At 42.0% G+C, this 15,737-nt stretch carries 14 protein-coding genes; all 14 read right to left on the reverse strand.

What is annotated here, in order from left to right:
• Positions 1-11: 11 nt before the first annotated feature.
• Positions 12-1,403, reverse strand: a complete 1,392-nt coding sequence (gene pepV, locus NA23_RS06200; protein WP_033191891.1) for a dipeptidase PepV — start codon at positions 1,401-1,403, stop codon at positions 12-14.
• Positions 1,404-1,472: 69 nt separating this feature from the next.
• Complete coding sequence (locus NA23_RS06205) at positions 1,473-2,519, reverse strand: LacI family DNA-binding transcriptional regulator (RefSeq protein WP_033191892.1); 1,047 nt, start codon at positions 2,517-2,519, stop codon at positions 1,473-1,475.
• On the reverse strand, positions 2,519-3,001 hold the full coding sequence (locus NA23_RS06210) for an RpiB/LacA/LacB family sugar-phosphate isomerase (protein ID WP_033191893.1): 483 nt from the start codon (positions 2,999-3,001) through the stop codon (positions 2,519-2,521). The genes NA23_RS06205 and NA23_RS06210 overlap by 1 nt, the downstream gene beginning before the upstream one ends.
• A gap of 24 nt (positions 3,002-3,025) precedes the next feature.
• A complete protein-coding gene (locus NA23_RS06215) occupies positions 3,026-4,474 on the reverse strand; it encodes a hypothetical protein (RefSeq protein ID WP_033191894.1) in 1,449 nt (482 codons plus the stop codon).
• A complete protein-coding gene (locus tag NA23_RS06220; RefSeq protein WP_033191895.1) occupies positions 4,474-6,495 on the reverse strand; it encodes an alpha-glucosidase in 2,022 nt (673 codons plus the stop codon). Before NA23_RS06220 ends, NA23_RS06215 begins: the two co-directional genes overlap by 1 nt.
• A gap of 36 nt (positions 6,496-6,531) precedes the next feature.
• Positions 6,532-7,509: a transketolase family protein gene (locus tag NA23_RS06225; RefSeq protein WP_052107179.1), complete on the reverse strand. Its 978-nt coding sequence runs from the start codon at positions 7,507-7,509 to the stop codon at positions 6,532-6,534.
• Positions 7,506-8,336, reverse strand: coding sequence for a transketolase (locus NA23_RS06230; RefSeq protein ID WP_249476986.1), 831 nt, complete (start codon positions 8,334-8,336; stop codon positions 7,506-7,508). The genes NA23_RS06225 and NA23_RS06230 overlap by 4 nt, the downstream gene beginning before the upstream one ends.
• Before the next feature lie 80 nt (positions 8,337-8,416).
• The gene (locus NA23_RS06235) at positions 8,417-9,535 is read right to left on the reverse strand and encodes an iron-containing alcohol dehydrogenase (RefSeq protein WP_052107180.1); all 1,119 of its coding nucleotides are present in this window, start codon (positions 9,533-9,535) and stop codon (positions 8,417-8,419) included.
• Positions 9,536-9,540: 5 nt separating this feature from the next.
• The gene (locus tag NA23_RS06240; RefSeq protein ID WP_145974453.1) at positions 9,541-10,428 is read right to left on the reverse strand and encodes a DMT family transporter; all 888 of its coding nucleotides are present in this window, start codon (positions 10,426-10,428) and stop codon (positions 9,541-9,543) included.
• Positions 10,429-10,472: 44 nt separating this feature from the next.
• Positions 10,473-11,912 carry an MFS transporter gene (locus tag NA23_RS06245; protein WP_033191896.1) on the reverse strand — a complete coding sequence of 480 codons (1,440 nt, stop codon included), beginning with the start codon at positions 11,910-11,912 and terminating at the stop codon, positions 10,473-10,475.
• The gene (locus NA23_RS06250; protein ID WP_033191897.1) at positions 11,909-12,754 is read right to left on the reverse strand and encodes a carbohydrate ABC transporter permease; all 846 of its coding nucleotides are present in this window, start codon (positions 12,752-12,754) and stop codon (positions 11,909-11,911) included. The genes NA23_RS06245 and NA23_RS06250 overlap by 4 nt, the downstream gene beginning before the upstream one ends.
• The gene (locus NA23_RS06255; RefSeq protein WP_249476987.1) at positions 12,751-13,560 is read right to left on the reverse strand and encodes a carbohydrate ABC transporter permease; all 810 of its coding nucleotides are present in this window, start codon (positions 13,558-13,560) and stop codon (positions 12,751-12,753) included. Before NA23_RS06255 ends, NA23_RS06250 begins: the two co-directional genes overlap by 4 nt.
• A 76-nt stretch (positions 13,561-13,636) precedes the next feature.
• A complete protein-coding gene (locus NA23_RS06260; protein WP_033191899.1) occupies positions 13,637-14,908 on the reverse strand; it encodes an extracellular solute-binding protein in 1,272 nt (423 codons plus the stop codon).
• 339 nt (positions 14,909-15,247) lie between these two features.
• Positions 15,248-15,730, reverse strand: coding sequence for a GNAT family N-acetyltransferase (locus NA23_RS06265; protein ID WP_033191900.1), 483 nt, complete (start codon positions 15,728-15,730; stop codon positions 15,248-15,250).
• Between the last annotated feature and the right edge of the window lie 7 nt (positions 15,731-15,737).

The following is a 15,737-nucleotide window of genomic DNA, read 5'->3' on the forward strand; positions in this document are numbered from 1 at the left end:
TTATTGATTTATCATTCACTAAGCCAACAGTATATTAACTTTGTGTATATTCGTATGAACTTTTTAAACGATTCCAAAGACCAACATTCGTCTGGTTGATGCATGTGCGTATCTTCCCCCGGGAAGACCGCACCGTAAGCAACACCGTATGGAACGCTCCTTGCGTAAGTTCCTCCACCAATAGAAATTGGCTCGCTCATATCGCCTGTTTCTTCACGGTATATTCTCAGTAAAAGTCTCATGAAATCACTATCTTTTGACACATAGAGCGGTTTGCTATAGCTCATCCTCTCGACTTCAAAACCTTTCATAGCTTCTTTAATCTGCATTGTTATCATATCGACGTTGAAGAATATCGGATGTCTGATGTTTATCACTGCTGTTATAGTGTCATCTTCCAGTTTTAAAATCCCGAGGTTACAGGTCAACTTTTTGCTCACATCGTCCTGACCAGATATGCCAAGACCTATACCGTAGTAATCTTTCCCAAGACGTTCGTACAACACCCTAATTGTCTCATTTTCTGGTCCGAAATCGATCCTTGAAAGTAATTCCAGCATACCAGCTGCCGCGTTGATACCAGCTTCTGGGTGCGCACCGTGGGCAGATTTTCCGAGCGATTTCACAATAATACTATCACCAATAACCTCATATTCATACTTGCAAGAGCTGACATAATTAGAAACAAGGTAGGCTATTTCGTTCACCTTATCTGTCTCAATTACCGCAACGCATTCTTCGGGAACGACGTTAGCGGCTGTTCCTGCCCTTAGCTCAAGTAATTTTGTGGAATAATGTTTTGAAATCTTTCGCCTTATGGAGTAAGTAACAATACCTTTCTCAGCAAAAACTGCTGGAAAGTCACCGTCTGGTGTCACGGCAGCGTCCGGATATGGTTCTTTCGTAAAATAATACTTCAAGCACTGGGATCCGTTTTCTTCATTTGTTCCGAATATAACTCTCACTCTGTTTTTTGGTTTATCGACCAGTTCCGAAGCAATCTTTAATGCAAAAAGTGCTCCGATACTTGGACCTTTGTCATCTGATACGCCTCTCCCGTACATCTTTCCATCACGGATTACAAGCTCAAAAGGATCATTCGTCCATCTTTCTCTGTCTCCTTCAGGAACAACGTCAAGATGCCCAAGAATAGCATAAAGCTTGCCACCTTCACCATATTCAACATGCCCAGCGTAGTTGTCCACGTTTACACCTTTGAAGCCCAGCTCCTCAGCTATTTTTAATGTTTCGTCCAAAGCCTTTGCAGGTCCTTCGCCAAAAGGCATTCCATCCTTCGGCTCACCCATTACGGAGTTAATGGCTATAACCTTCTTGAGAGCTTCCAAGATTTGATCAAAATACTCATCAACCTTTTTGTTGATAATTGTGCTAATGTCAGACATATCCATACCACCCTTTCGCCTATTATTTTTTCCCTGATAATATTTTAACACAAATTGAAGAGATAGTTGTTACAGATCTTGTGGTATGCGATTCAAAGTAGAGTTCCTTAACTTCAATTCAACAGGCAGAATAATTTGAGAAACCGAACCTGTTTCCATGTTTTTTATCAAACTCTTAAATGCTTCCGAACCAAGCTTGAGTTTGTCGGTAGCCACTGTGGTCAAAGGTGGTTCAATTATTGAGGAAAAGCTTATGTCATCAAAACCAACGACTGAAACATCGTCAGGGACTTTGAATCCGAGTTCTTTCAGTGTTTTGATAGCTGCATAAGCAAAGATGTCGTTGTAGCACAGCAGTGCATCGTAGTTGAACTTTTGACCTTTCCTGATAACGAACGTTTTGAAAGTTTCGTATGCGCTTTCGAAACCTTCGTTTGAGTATATCACTTCTAAGCTTATCTGTCCTTCTGACATCTCCGATTTAAATTCTTCTAAAGCCCTTCTCACACCTTCTTCCCTTACCCGCGAGGCATATTTATGTTTTTGTGCATTCAAAAAAAGAATGTTTTTGTGCCCTGTGTCTAAAAGATATTTCATAGCTATATATCCACCGCGTTCATCATCGCTGCAAACGTAGTTTGTTTGTATCTTTTCGAACCTTGCTCCTATTACAACGTTTGGTATCCCTTGCTGAACTAATCTTATAATGTCGTCTATCTTTGTTTGTACCGCGGTGATAATCAAACCATCAACTCGCCTTTGTAGTAATGTGTTTATCGCTCTTTCTTCGTTTTCGTAGCTTCGATCTGTGTTCACAAGTAATATGGTGTATCCGTAGTTCCGAGCTTCGAGTTCTATTCCTTTTATTACTTCCGCGTAAAAAGGATTGGTGTTATCAACAACGACAACACCTATTAAATGCGTCTTCCTTGTTCTGAGCGCACTTGCGGTACAGTCCCTTGTGTATCCTAACTCTGCCGCAACCTTGAGTATTTTCTCTTTCGTTTCTTTTTTTACATACCCACGACCACTTAACGCTCGCGATACGGTATTTATCGAAAAGCCTGATGCTTCTGCTACATCTTTTATAGTTGCGAATCTTTTTCTTTTCACCATTACCTGAAATTCTCCTCCTCTATTTTCTGAACCTCTTTATACGCGTTTCTGAGAAACTCTTGACGCCATTCCGGGAACCCTTCGGTAAAGGAAGCCTCAAGCCATTTGTCCACAATGTCACACGCTTGCTCGGGAGCTATCACCCAACCACCCATCGTTAATACATTTGCGTTATTAACCACTTTTGCCATCTTTCCGGTATAACTACCTTCAACAGCAACAGCGTATATACCTTTGAACTTATTGGCAACGATGGACATACCAGCACCTGTGCCACAAATCAAGATGCCCCTTTTGTATTCACCAGATTGTATTTTCTTAGCTACTCGTGGTGCAACAACATAGTATGGAAGCCAGTTCTCAGGATCTAATGTTCCTACGTCTTCTACTTCGTATCCTTTTTCCTGAAGGTGTTTCTTCACAGCTTCTTTGAGGTTGAAACCCGATTTATCAGAACCGATAACTATCCTCTTTTCATCCATTTTATATTCCTCCTCTGAATTTCATTAATCCAAGAGTTTATAGTTCTGATAATAGTCTTTGTATGGAACTTTCTTTACGCCAGCAAGTCCAAACCAGTTCATAACTTCAATAACTTCACTATCCCAAATCCCTTTCACAACTGGAAAGTGGTGCTCCAATTTCCTAACAAGCAACGTGTTCATCAAATCCAGCGCATTAATCTCTTCACCAAAGTACTTCACCTTTCCAAGCCAGCCCCTACTCCCAAAGTAATCCGGCTTGCTTTCGTCGTCTATAAACTCACCTGTCAAGACGAAGTACTCAGACAGATTGTTCCCAATCCTTGCTATCGTGGCCGCCATTTTTGAAAATTTCATACTCGATACCGGTGCCATCTCCAACCATCCTTTGCCTTCTATGTACGGTCCTGGATTGAAGTGCCTTTCCAGAACCAAGGGTGCGCTGCTATAGTATTTGCTTCCAATCCCGCAGTGCCACAAGAATATACTGTTATCCGACATGTCAAAGCTCGATAAGTCCATCAATATCGCAGGATAACCTGATATGTATTCAAGCATTTTCATACTTAGCAGACTGACAACATCTCCTTCGCAGACGGTCGTATGCCCTTCGTCAGAAAGGAAAGCGTATGCTCCGCAGGGAACCATCCCAAGCTCACTCCTAAACCTTGGCCAGCAGCTGATGGCAAGCCCATCGTAGTTGCCTTTCTGAACAAGTTCCCTCACCGAACTGACAAGCCTCGCCATCTTTTCTACGAAACCCTCCGTGAACGTATCCGCAATCACGTACTTTTCACGGATTTCTTTTTCGACCTCCCTGACTTTACTTTCACTCTGCTCAAAGAACAGTTTTTTCAAATCCCCAAACTCTATCTCATCAACAGAGACACCGAATTTGGAAAATAATATCCTCGGATCGTAGAATAGGTTGTCAAAACCCGGTGCACGTCCACCAACGAGTGCATAATTTGAGCCTTTCACATTAACTATGGCCCTGAGTGCCCTTATCGATACTTCAAATCTTCTTCTGAAAAGCTCATCTTCTACAAATCCATAGAACCACTTAGCATCCTTGCTTAAATAAGGCATGAACCTATCCATGATGCTCATGTTTAAATTCATATTGCAGAACGAATTAAGTGGCAGCGGACCAGACTTGGTTATCTCTGGAACTGCCCAAAGACCAAGGTAAGCCTTTGTTTGAGCCAATGTTTGTATTAAATATCCTGACGAGAACGATGTAGACTGTACTAGCAAGAAATCTACACCTTGGTCCTCAATTTCTCTAAGTGCCTCAGCAGCATCTTTCTTCGTTACAACAAAATCTTTGCGCCAGTAGAATTCAAACCCAAGTTCTTGTGACAGTTTATTCAAGCCTTCTACGCTTTTGTTATATACTTCTTGCTTATTTCCTCTGTAATTTAACTGAATGAGACCAACAAGGCCCACCTTGAGCTTTCTTTTTGCTTGCATCACTTCATATCACCTGCTTTTTCAAAAACATCTTTCCATTCAGAATCAGCCAGGTAAAAAACTGGAGGATATCCAATTGGAGCCTCTATTTCGTAAGTACCACCGGTATATCTTTTGCCGCTCCACAAGTGCACCCATTCATCATCTGGAATGAAGACCTTCTTTGTATCCTGCCCACTTTCTATAACCGGAGCTACCAGCAGGTCTTCCCCGAATAGGTACTGATATTTCAACTCTTCTGTGTTTTCGATTCTGTACCTCAAGTTCAGTGGCATTATTATAGGCTTTCCTTCATAAGCGTACTTTTCGACAAGCTGTTTTATGTAAGGTTTCAATGCATAATGCACCATGCTCATCCTGGCAAAGTGCTTTAAAGTTTCTTCATCGGAATCGAACTGCCAGTTCTCATCCGGCCAGTTACCCTCATGGGTTCTCATAACCGGCGTGAACGTCGACTGCTCTGCCCATCTCATGAAGAGCTCTTTCGTGCGCTTAGTGACGACGATATCGGGCACGTTTTTCGCCAATGTAGTGTAACCGCCAATATCTGAATGCGTAAGTCCAATACCAGACATGGTCATAGAGAGTGCTGCAACAATTACAGACGGTAATCCGTCGTCTTTTGACCAATTCACAAGTTGGTCTCCGTGCCAGAAAAGGGTTGAATATCTTGCACTGTGAAGATTACCTGCCCTCATGAAAAACACAACTTCGCCCATTTTTCCGGCCTCTTCGACAGCTTCTGCATTAATCTTCGCCCAATCCACGGGGTACCTATTGTGATATAGCTCTGCTGGTGTTCCATCGTACAACACCGCGTCGGTTGGTAGATACTCTCCAAAGTCAGCCATCCACCCAGAAAGTCCAATTCCTATCATGTTTGATTTAATAACTTTTTTTATCCATTCTCTGGCTTCTGGGTTTGTAAAATCGACAAGTGCTGCAGGGAACGTGGTTACAACAACATGGTATTCTTCCCCGTTTGGTTTTCTAACAAGGTATCCTTTTTTCGAAGCCTCTTGGTAAAGCGAACCTTCTAAAGCCAGGAATGTGTTTATGTAGCCAAGTGTTCTGATTCCCATATCTCTAAGCTGGTCTATCATCTCTGGTAAATTGGGATACATATTCTCATCGTAAACCCAGTTCCACATCAGTTGTTTTCCAAACGTTGTGATACGTTTGCCTTCCCAGTCTTGAATCCAAAGACCTGTGATTTTCAATCCCTTCTCAAGTGCGCGCATGATTTTGGGAACAACTACATCTCGCCCACCTTGGAGTCCTAAAATCACGCCATCGTATACCCAATCAGGCAGAGGATTTGGAAGACCTATACTCTTGGTCAGCTTTACGACGGTGTCAATAAGCGAATTTCCAGTACCAAATTCGATTTTCTGAGGTATCTCATGTATTTCTAACTCATGAAAGTTCCTATGAGAGAAATCAAATTCGCTGTAAGCATAGCTGTGCACTATCGAATAATAATTTCTGCTGGAAACAAACGTTGGTTGCGGGAAGTAAGTTGTGTGCCAATCTCCGCCCGCATCGTCCTTAAAATTTGCAAAGTGAGTTATAATGTCTCTTTTGTTTCTCCCAACGCCTTGTTCTGAGACCCACAGTGGAACTCTCTTACCTCTTAGATTCAGATACGAGTACTGTTCCCCACATCCGTATATCTCTTCACTCTCATAAGTAGGTATGTAAATCCAAAATCTGTTCAAATTCTTTGAAGCCGACAAAATCTCAATGGTTAATTTATCAGCAATAAGACTGAATTTGCTCTTCAGTTCCTCACCACTTGGGGAAAAGAACAGTATCTCGCATTGATTTTCATTTTTCGAAAGCACCTTGAACTTTCTCAGAGGTATTTTCTCATTATAGTACTTTGAAATATTGAAATTCCCGTGCGACATCTCGTACGTATTCTCACCTCGACCCACTGCAAATATGGGAAAATCTTCGCTATGGGCAAGTTCAAAGTTACCTATTCTTAGCGTAAGAGAATTTTCGCTGATTTCAATCATATTTTTTCACCCCTGAAACATCAACAGAGTCATTTTTTAAATATTTAAAAGCTTTTTAGCAGCAGTGTAGATATCTTTTGCCGTCATCTTGTACTTTTCCAGTAGAAAGTCCGTCAGTCCAACTTCCCCGAAATGGTCCCTTACCCCTATTCTCGCAACTGGAACGGGGTAGTATTCAGTTACCACTTCGCAGACCGCACTTCCCCAGCCATTTAATATGCTGTGGTTCTCAGCAACTACAATTCGGCCCGTTTCCTTAGCAGCTTTGACAATAGTTTCCTCATCAACCGGCTTAAGCGTGTGCATGTTCAAAAGCCTTACGCTGATGCCTTCATCTTCGAGCATATTCGTAGCAATTATCGATTGTCCAACCATCAAGCCAGAGGCAATTATTGTTATATCTTTTCCATCTTTCATCGTGAATATCTTTCCAATTTCGAAATTTTCGTTGCCATTGAAGAACCTGTCTTTTCTTCTTCTGTAAAGTCTCGTATAGACTGGCCGATTATGGTAGATGATCTGTTTGAATAAACTTCTCAGCTGGTGTGTATCGGCTGGTTCAACTATAACCATGTTCGGTAAATTTCTCATTATCCCTGCATCCTCAAAGCTCATGTGTGTGCCTCCGTTGAGTTCCGCAGTAACTCCCGGGTCTGTTCCCACTATCTTAACAGGTAATCCTGCGTAAGCAATGGATATCGTTATCTGGTCATACGCACGTCTTGTAGCAAACGGAGTAAAGCTGTGTGCGATTGGGATTAACCCCATATTCGCAAGACCAGCAGCTATACCCATCATGTTAGCTTCGGCCACTCCGACATCGATGAACCTATCGGGGAACCTTTCTTTGAATTTTAACGTACTGTCTGACCTTGCTAAATCTGCGTTTAAAACTACTATCCGTTCGTCTTCCTCTGCCAAACTAAGCAATAATTCACCGTATACATCTCTGATTTCCCTTTCATCCTGCGTTGGTAATGGCAATTTCCTCGCCTCGATGTTCTTATTGCTCATTTCGTATCAGCCCCTTTGAACTGTTCCATCTCTTTCTTTAAAGTTTCAACCGCTATCCGCAGTTCTTCTTCTTTAATCGGCATATTGTGAGACGCTACCTTACCTTCTGCAAAGAACGCACCCTTGCCTTTTATGGTGTGCAGTATTATCATGGTTGGTTTTTCCTGTTGAGCCATTCCTTCGCGAATGGCGTTATATATCTGCTCAACGTTGTGACCATCAACCTCTACGACATGCCAATTAAACGCTCTCCATTTATCTGCCAGCGGTTCGAGATTGTTGACCTCGTGAATGTAACCATCTATCTGCATCTTGTTATAGTCAGTGAACGCGATTAAATTGTTCAGTTTGTTATGGGAAGCGAACATCGCTGCCTCCCAGATCTGACCTTCCTGCGATTCTCCATCACCTATAAGTGCGAAAACACGGATGTCCATTTTTCTAATCTTTGCCCCAAGTGCCATGCCAACCGCCGCTGACAAGCCCTGTCCAAGTGAACCAGCAGTCATATCCACACCGGGAGTCTTAAGCCTATCGCAGTGGCTCGGAAGATTCGTATTTGGTTTATTTAATGTATATATCCAGTCGTATGGAAAGTACCCAAGGTCAGCCAGAACAGAATAAAGCGCTGGACCAGCATGTCCTTTTGACAACACGAACCTATCGCGTTCATCCCATTTGGGGTTTTTGGGATCGATTCTCATAACTTTGTAATAAAGCACGGCCAATACCTCGGCTATTGACAGAGAACCGCCAATATGTCCCACGCCAAGGTGACCTATCATCTCAAGAGTAATAATCCTTATCTGTGTGGCCTTCCTTTTCAAAAACCTGACCTCCTCAGGTGTTAAATCCAGCAGGTGAACGTTCAAGATGAATCCCTCCTTCAATACGCTACCAAGCGCAATTAATATATGGTTTTCAAAATCTCCAAGACGTCTTCGTATTTCGGATTCCCTGGTGTTAGGTTTATAATATTTGCTTCAACCGAAACTTTTGCTATTTTCTCAAGCTCGTCTTCTTTTACACCATAGTCATGCAGTTTCAATGAAAAACCTGAGTATTCCATCATATGCTCAATTCTCTTTGCGAGTTCCTCAACATCTTTAAATCCAACGTATCGGACAAAATCATCCATCTTTTCTGAGATGAACTTGTAAGTCCAGCGAATTAAAGTAGGCAACGTTAAAGCACATGCAAGTCCGTGTTCTACGTTGTAAAAACTCGTAATCGGGAAACTTATTGCGTGTGCCGCCGTTGTTCTTGTTTGACTGAACGCTATACCTGCTATTGTTGCCGCAATCGCCATCTCGTCTTTTGCCCACTCTTCACCGTTAAGTGAGGCTTCGTAACTTTCAAATATCATCTTCGCTGATCTCAGAGCAAGACCTTCCGTGTAAGGTTGTGTACTAGTAGCCCAGTAGCTTTCAATGGCATGTGTAAGTGCATCAAGGCCTGTTGTTGCAGCAACTCTTTTCGGCATCGAGTAGGTTAAGACAGGGTCAACCAGTGCGATATCAGCCCAGAACGTTGGGCTTGTCATTGGCTTTTTTATATCGTTCAATGTGTAAACCCCAACGTTTGTTACCTCACTTCCTGTACCTGATGTCGTAGGTATAAGCATCAAAGGTAACCTTTTCTCAAATTTCTTCTTTCCCTCAACATAATCAGCCAATTTACCTTCACTGACAAGCAAAGAACTTACCGCTTTTGCCGTATCAAGTGTGCTTCCTCCACCTATCCCTATCACTCCTTCAAATTTGGGGGCACCTTTTGAATGCTCGTATACCGACTCTATAATTTCATCGATTAATTCACAGGGAGGATTTGGAATTATCTTGTTGTAAATAAAAACGGAGTTAAATCCTGTCATCACCTCTTTGAAGTATTCGTTTGAGCTCACATAAGGGTCGCATATAACAAGTACATTCGATACGCCGAATATCTCCGCAGACCTTTTCAGCTCACCTTTGCCATAAATAACTCTAACAGGATTGTAAAGCTGAAATTGACCTGTTCCGAACATCCTCGTCACCTCTTTTCTCTGCCTTTGGTGAAATAATTACTCATAGTAAGCAGAAAACCACCAAAGAGTATCACCAGAACAGCTATTAATTGCTTTGCTGTTACGGACTCACCAAAGAAGGACATCACAAAAATCACGTACGCAGGCATAAGCAACAGCACAGTTCTCACAAGCCAGACTGGGAAGATTCTCAAATTCCTGTAATAGACCACGTATATCAGGTACTGGAAAATACCACCCATAACAAGTCCGGCGGTTTCAATGTTTGCACCCAGCAAAGTGAAATTTCTGGTTAGCTCTCGGACCAACGAGTTTATCGAAAAGAGGCAAAAGAAGACAAGCGTAAAAAAGTTGTTGTAGAACGCAATAACAAAATCCGAACCGGGATTTCTCTTGTCTTCTTGTACACTGCGAATAACAAAGGCGTTTAAACTTATGAAAAACGCACTGAGCAGAAAAAAGATATCTCCGTAGCTGAATTTTATTAAATCCGTACTGCCTGAAACAAGTACAACTCCAAAGAGCATCAATACCATTGAAAGGATATCCACAAAACCAGGTACTTCCCCCAAAAACATGGAAATAACTGTGGAAAAAAGAACATCAGTTCTCAACAGAACGGCTCCTTTGGACGCTGTTGAATACTTAAAACCAAGGAAAGCTGTGATATCGAGCGCAAAGCCAAGTAGACCTATCAGAACAAGCCTTGGAAAAATGTACCCTACTCTGAGTATTTCCTTGATTTTCCCGGTAAAAGTCCCAACTAACAACATCGAAAAAAGTACAAACGTTCTTATGAAAACACCGTTGAAAACAACACCAAACATAGACAATGCTAATTTATTCGCTATATAATAACTTCCCCATACAACTACGAGGACCGGTAAACTCAATGCCTTTATAAACACCCTCTCCTTTATCGAAACTCAACTGTCATCTAAATCAATTCTTTTTGCAGTTCTTCCAAGACATGCTTGTTAACATCTTCATCCTGCCTTTTAGCTTCGAGCAACTTAACCAAAGTTTTATGCACTTCAGGCCTGAGCGGATACTTTAATGCAGAGTAAATTCCAAACAAAAGTAAGAGTATAGGTCCCACAAAGACTATCAACCGAATGGCTAAAATAACACTTTCAGGTTGCTGGGGAATCTCGTTCCCTTTGGGATTTACGTACCCCACTAAGCCAAGTATCAATAAAATAACTGCTTGAACGAGTGCAGATGCTACCTTTCTCAAGAACGTTGCCATTGAAGAAATATTTCCTTCTCTTCTTTCACCGAACTTCAACTCAGCTACGTCTGTAACATCTCCAAGTATCGTGTGTGGCATAACGGCAACTGCGGAAACACCGGCGCCTATGAGCGCAGCTACAGCTAACAGCATCTGAGATGGCCATTCAGGTCTGAAAAAGAACGTTAATGTAGCACCAACCATCCAAACTAAAGCACCTACAATATATGCGAAATTCTTACTTTTCTTTCTTGCAATCATAGCGTACACAGGAACGAAGATGATTTCTGTTATAAGCAACACACCCAAAACCGCTGAAACGAAATACGGCTTACCAATGTAGTATTTCATATAGTATGGGAATATAACAGAAACGGTGTCTATAGCAAGATAGGCAAAAAGGAACATACCAAGATAGAGCCTGAACGTCTTTATCTTGAGTGGTTCAATAATCAGTTCCTTGAAGTTCAACTTGGTTGTAGCAGGCTTGAAGTTCTTTTCCTTTGTGAATGCGAAAACCCCAAGGTAAGGCAATGCAAAGAACGTTCCAAAGATGATCGACATCGTTAAATACCCTTTCCTTGGATCGCCTGCACTTTTAACAATCATCATCGGTAGAACTGCGCACAGCAATGACGAAAGTAGCGAAAACGTTAACCTTAGCGAATTAATCGCTGTTCTTTCATTATAATCAAGCGTAATTTCTGCACTCATTGCTGTATATGGTATGAGAACCATCGTTACGACTGTATTGAGGAACATATATGAAAAGAGTGCATATAGAAACCTTGCAAAGGTGCTCTCAAAAGACACTGGATACCAAACCATAACAAAAGAAAGGAAGATAAACGGTACGCCGAATAAGAAGTACGGTCTTCGCCTTCCCCACCGCGATTTAGTCTTGTCACTTATATATCCCATGATCGGATCCGTCACGGCATCCCATATTTTACCGACCAGGAAAATCACCGATGCATACGCCGGAGGTATTTTAACCACATCGGTCAAGAAAATCGCATAGAAGAAGTTGATGATGTTGAATACACCACCGCCGTAAACATCGCCAAAACCAAAGAAAAACTTTGTTATGAAAGGAACCTTTTCGTTACCGTTTTCTCTCCTAACTTCCTTTGTAACCTTGCTCATCCCTTAATCCCCCCTGATATAAGCCCCTTTATGATGTACTTCTGAAGAGTTAGAGTTATCACAAAAACAGGAATTAACATAATTGTGCCTGCAGCTGTTAATTGCCCCCACTTTGGCGCATACTGACCGAGCAACCCATTAACAGCGACAGGTGCTGTTCTTGCGTTCACTGATGTCAAAATGAGCGCGTACAAAAACTCGTTCCATGACATCAAAAATGCAAAGACACTTGCCACTACGAGTCCTGGCGACACGAGAGGAAAGAAAATCCGCCAGAAAACTTGGTTTTCCGTAGCCCCATCAACTCTTGCTGCTTCCTCATAATCACGGGGCACTGCTGCAAAGAAAGGCAGAAGTAACCATACAACGTACGGAATATTGAAGCTGACGTGCGCCAAGACTATTCCCGTTAGTGTATCTCTCAATTTAAGGTAGTTGAACATCACGTAAAGCGGGATGACAAGCGAAATTTGAGGAATCATTCTAAAACCAAGAAACGTGTAAGCGATTATCTCTTTGAATTTGAACACATATCGAGTTAGTCCATAAGAAGCCATTGAACCAACGATGATAGAAATCGCAGTTGAAATTAAACCAACAACCAAGCTGTTTTTCAAGCTTAGCAGAAAATCTCTGTTTGACAGTACCTGCTTGTAGCTTTCCAGTGTTGGTTTGAAGTAAAACGGACCGCGTGCCCAGATATCGATATCCCTTTTAAATCCGCTGGTAACGACAACCATTATAGGCATTAATTCAATCATTAAGACGAATAACGAGACGATAAGAATCAAAAATGGAATAAGTTTTTTCCTTAATCTCTTTACACTCTGATTCGTTTTCATCCACGCTCACCTTCAAACTTCACGTTCCCTCTAACAATGAAGAAAGACAAAAATAGGGCCAAAATCAGTAAGACAACACCCATCGACGCTGCGTATCCGATGTTAAAAAACTCAAACGCTTGTTTATTGATGTAGAGAGACAGCAGCATAGTTGCGTTCCCAGGACCTCCACCGGTCATCACATAAACTTCTGAGAAGATTCTCAATGCGTCAACTAACCTGAGCAGGAATGCCGTTGCAATTGTCGGTCTGAGCTGAGGTAAAATAACCTTAAAGACCTTTGTCCAAAACGAAGCCCCGTCAATTTCGGCAGCTTCTATGATCTCCCTTGGCAGTCCGGTCAATCCAGCGTATATGAACATGAACATAAATGGCCACATGCGCCAGACATCCTGGACTATCACCATACCATAGGCAAAATCAGGTTCTGCAAGCCATGCCTTTATACCAAACCCGAGCTTTTCAAGAAAGAAACTAACCATACCGTACTCCGGTTGCAAGAGCAGTCGCCAGGTTAAGCCGGAGATGACAGGGAGTATGAAAACCGGTAGCAATAGCAAAGACCTTACTACAGCGTAGAACTTACCATCTCGATTTAGCAAAAGTGCCACGAAAAAACCTATTACCGTTTCTATTGGCAGAGCAATAACAACAAAACCGAACTGCAGCCACAACGAATGTAAAAACTCTCTATCTTTGAATAGTTGGAAGAAATTTCCCAGACCGATAAATTTCCTTTCGGCACTGTAAAATAAGTGCCAGTCAAATGTTGACATATACAGAGAGTATATTACCGGAAATATCAAAATTGCAAACACAATCACTAAGGCAGGAGTTAGGAAGAACCAATGGGGGCTTGCGCCCCCGAAATTCTTAATCTTTTTACTTCCCGACAAGCTCGTTGAGTTCATCTTTCATCTTCCTTACTGCTTCTTCTGGACTCATCTTTCCGCTGATAGCAGCTAACCAGTAATTTCTTATTATCTGGGAAGCCTCAGGATACTTTGTAAACCTTGGTCTTGCCACTGCATTTTTCATGGAATCGAAAATAGCTTTGAACCATGGTCTTTCTTTGTTGTAAGTTGGATTTAAGAGCAAGTCAGACCTTGCCGGTGTAAACCCTTTCGGTATGAGGTTTTGCCCAGTCTCATACGAAGCCCACCAATATGCAAATTCTGCTGCTGCCTCCTTATTTTTCGAAGCATTTGGCATAGCTAACACCCAGCATCCTCGGATAGCAGCGCCCTTTGCTGGACCAACTGGTGGTGCTGAATAGATGATTTTACCAGCTACAAGTGAGTTGTTCGGATCCTCATGTTGAGGAACAAGTGCTGGCCACTGGAACATGGTGAAGACCTTTCCTTGATTGAACGCTGCAATACGTTCGGAATGTCCCATATCAAGTGCACCCGGAGGTGAGAATTTTAACAACTCCTTGTAGAAGTTGATCGCTTCCACTGCCTTCTTCTCGTCAAGTGAGACGATAACCTTGCCGCCTTGGACGGTTAAAGGACTCGTTCCAAATGATTCAAACATGAATATCGCTTCTGCGGTAGAGCCTTCAGTTTGCTTTGTAAACGGTGCAAAACCGTAGATACCTTTCGAATGGAAAAACTCAGCCATGTCTCTGAGTTCTTTAAACGTCTTTGGTACACCAAGGTCGTATCCGTACTTTGATTTAAACTCGTTTCTGTACTTCGGATCGTTAACTAAATCTTTCCTAGTTATCCAGATGTAGACGTTTGCGTTGATTGGCATCCCTACAAAAACTCCGCCCCATTGAGCTGCTTCGAACGCATTAGGTGCAAACACACTAAGGTTTGGCTTCTTGTATATCTTTCCCATGCTCCAGCGGTCAAATGGTAACATAAGATGAGCAAGTGCTGGTATGAATGGCTCGTCTACCGTTACCAAATCGTAGTCCGTCTTGTCGACACTCACACTTACGCCTATCTTTTGGAGCAAGTTACCAGATGGTATCAGCTCAAGAATAACTTTAATCCCTGTCGCCTTCTCAAAATCTGGTATACCACTCTTGAGCGCCTGTGTAAGTGCATCATCCCAAGCAAGCACTTTAATCGTTGTGTTGTACGGTGCCGCAAAAACAACCGCAAAAATACTTACCAACCAGAGCACTAGAAATACCCTTTTCATCCACACCACCCCCTTGGAAGGTTGAGAACTAAGAAACTGTTTCCGAATACCAAATTACCGTTGCGTACCGTTTGTTTAGCTGGTTGTGAAAATATGTGGTAACGTTATCATATATATTTAACCACAAATACAACCTTAAAAACAAAAACTCGTATACACTAAAAAGAACGGAAAATCTCGCCTTGAAGGTTTGAATCGCTATTTATCTGTTCATTTGGCCTATATTCGTTGAATTTCACGAAAACATGGTAACGTTATCATATGTGAGAAAATGAAAAACATCGAAAAATCCTTACGCTTTGCCATAAGGGGACTTGTGTAGGTATAGAAAATTCGAATTCAAATTTCCCGGACCATGTATTTGTAGACCCCTGGGTAAGAGCCTTCGATTTCTATCGCATTTACGGTCTTTTTATAATATTCTACTGGTCCTGGGTCACCGATAATAGCGTATCCGTACCCTACATTCAACATATCGTGCAAACAGGCAAGCAGAAGTGCTTTGCCTACTCCTTTACCTCGGTAGGCTTCGTCTACTCCTGTTGGTCCAAAAAAGCCGCGGACTGTAGCATCGTAGCAGGCAAACCCAACAATTTTGTTTGTCTTCTCATCTATAGCTATGAAGGACGAGATGGGCTTGTTAGAAAACGTCATATCGGTTTCACTTGCCCAGTGATTACCAAACTTTTCCCTAACCCATTCAACGACAAAATATTTCTCAGGGCCTATGGGACGCTTGATGATTATTCCGTGTTTCCTCACTTCTTCCAATGCACTTTCAAGTTCTGGCAATTCGTACAATTTCACCAACATATCACCCATAAATCTC

This window comes from Fervidobacterium islandicum (genome assembly GCF_000767275.3).
Classification (GTDB): Bacteria; Thermotogota; Thermotogae; order Thermotogales; family Fervidobacteriaceae; genus Fervidobacterium; species Fervidobacterium islandicum.

What these genes read in the sequence shown, in the direction of transcription:
- pepV (WP_033191891.1), bottom strand. Translation starts at nt 1,403, where the DNA reads ATGTCTGACATTAGCACAATTATCAACAAAAAGGTTGATGAGTATTTT.
- NA23_RS06265 (WP_033191900.1), bottom strand. Translation starts at nt 15,730, where the DNA reads ATGGGTGATATGTTGGTGAAATTGTACGAATTGCCAGAACTTGAAAGT.
- NA23_RS06205 (WP_033191892.1), bottom strand. Translation starts at nt 2,519, where the DNA reads ATGGTGAAAAGAAAAAGATTCGCAACTATAAAAGATGTAGCAGAAGCA.
- NA23_RS06210 (WP_033191893.1), bottom strand. Translation starts at nt 3,001, where the DNA reads ATGGATGAAAAGAGGATAGTTATCGGTTCTGATAAATCGGGTTTCAAC.
- NA23_RS06250 (WP_033191897.1), bottom strand. Translation starts at nt 12,754, where the DNA reads ATGAAAACGAATCAGAGTGTAAAGAGATTAAGGAAAAAACTTATTCCA.
- NA23_RS06235 (WP_052107180.1), bottom strand. Translation starts at nt 9,535, where the DNA reads ATGTTCGGAACAGGTCAATTTCAGCTTTACAATCCTGTTAGAGTTATT.
- NA23_RS06260 (WP_033191899.1), bottom strand. Translation starts at nt 14,908, where the DNA reads ATGAAAAGGGTATTTCTAGTGCTCTGGTTGGTAAGTATTTTTGCGGTT.
- NA23_RS06245 (WP_033191896.1), bottom strand. Translation starts at nt 11,912, where the DNA reads ATGAGCAAGGTTACAAAGGAAGTTAGGAGAGAAAACGGTAACGAAAAG.
- NA23_RS06220 (WP_033191895.1), bottom strand. Translation starts at nt 6,495, where the DNA reads ATGATTGAAATCAGCGAAAATTCTCTTACGCTAAGAATAGGTAACTTT.
- NA23_RS06225 (WP_052107179.1), bottom strand. Translation starts at nt 7,509, where the DNA reads ATGAGCAATAAGAACATCGAGGCGAGGAAATTGCCATTACCAACGCAG.
- NA23_RS06215 (WP_033191894.1), bottom strand. Translation starts at nt 4,474, where the DNA reads ATGCAAGCAAAAAGAAAGCTCAAGGTGGGCCTTGTTGGTCTCATTCAG.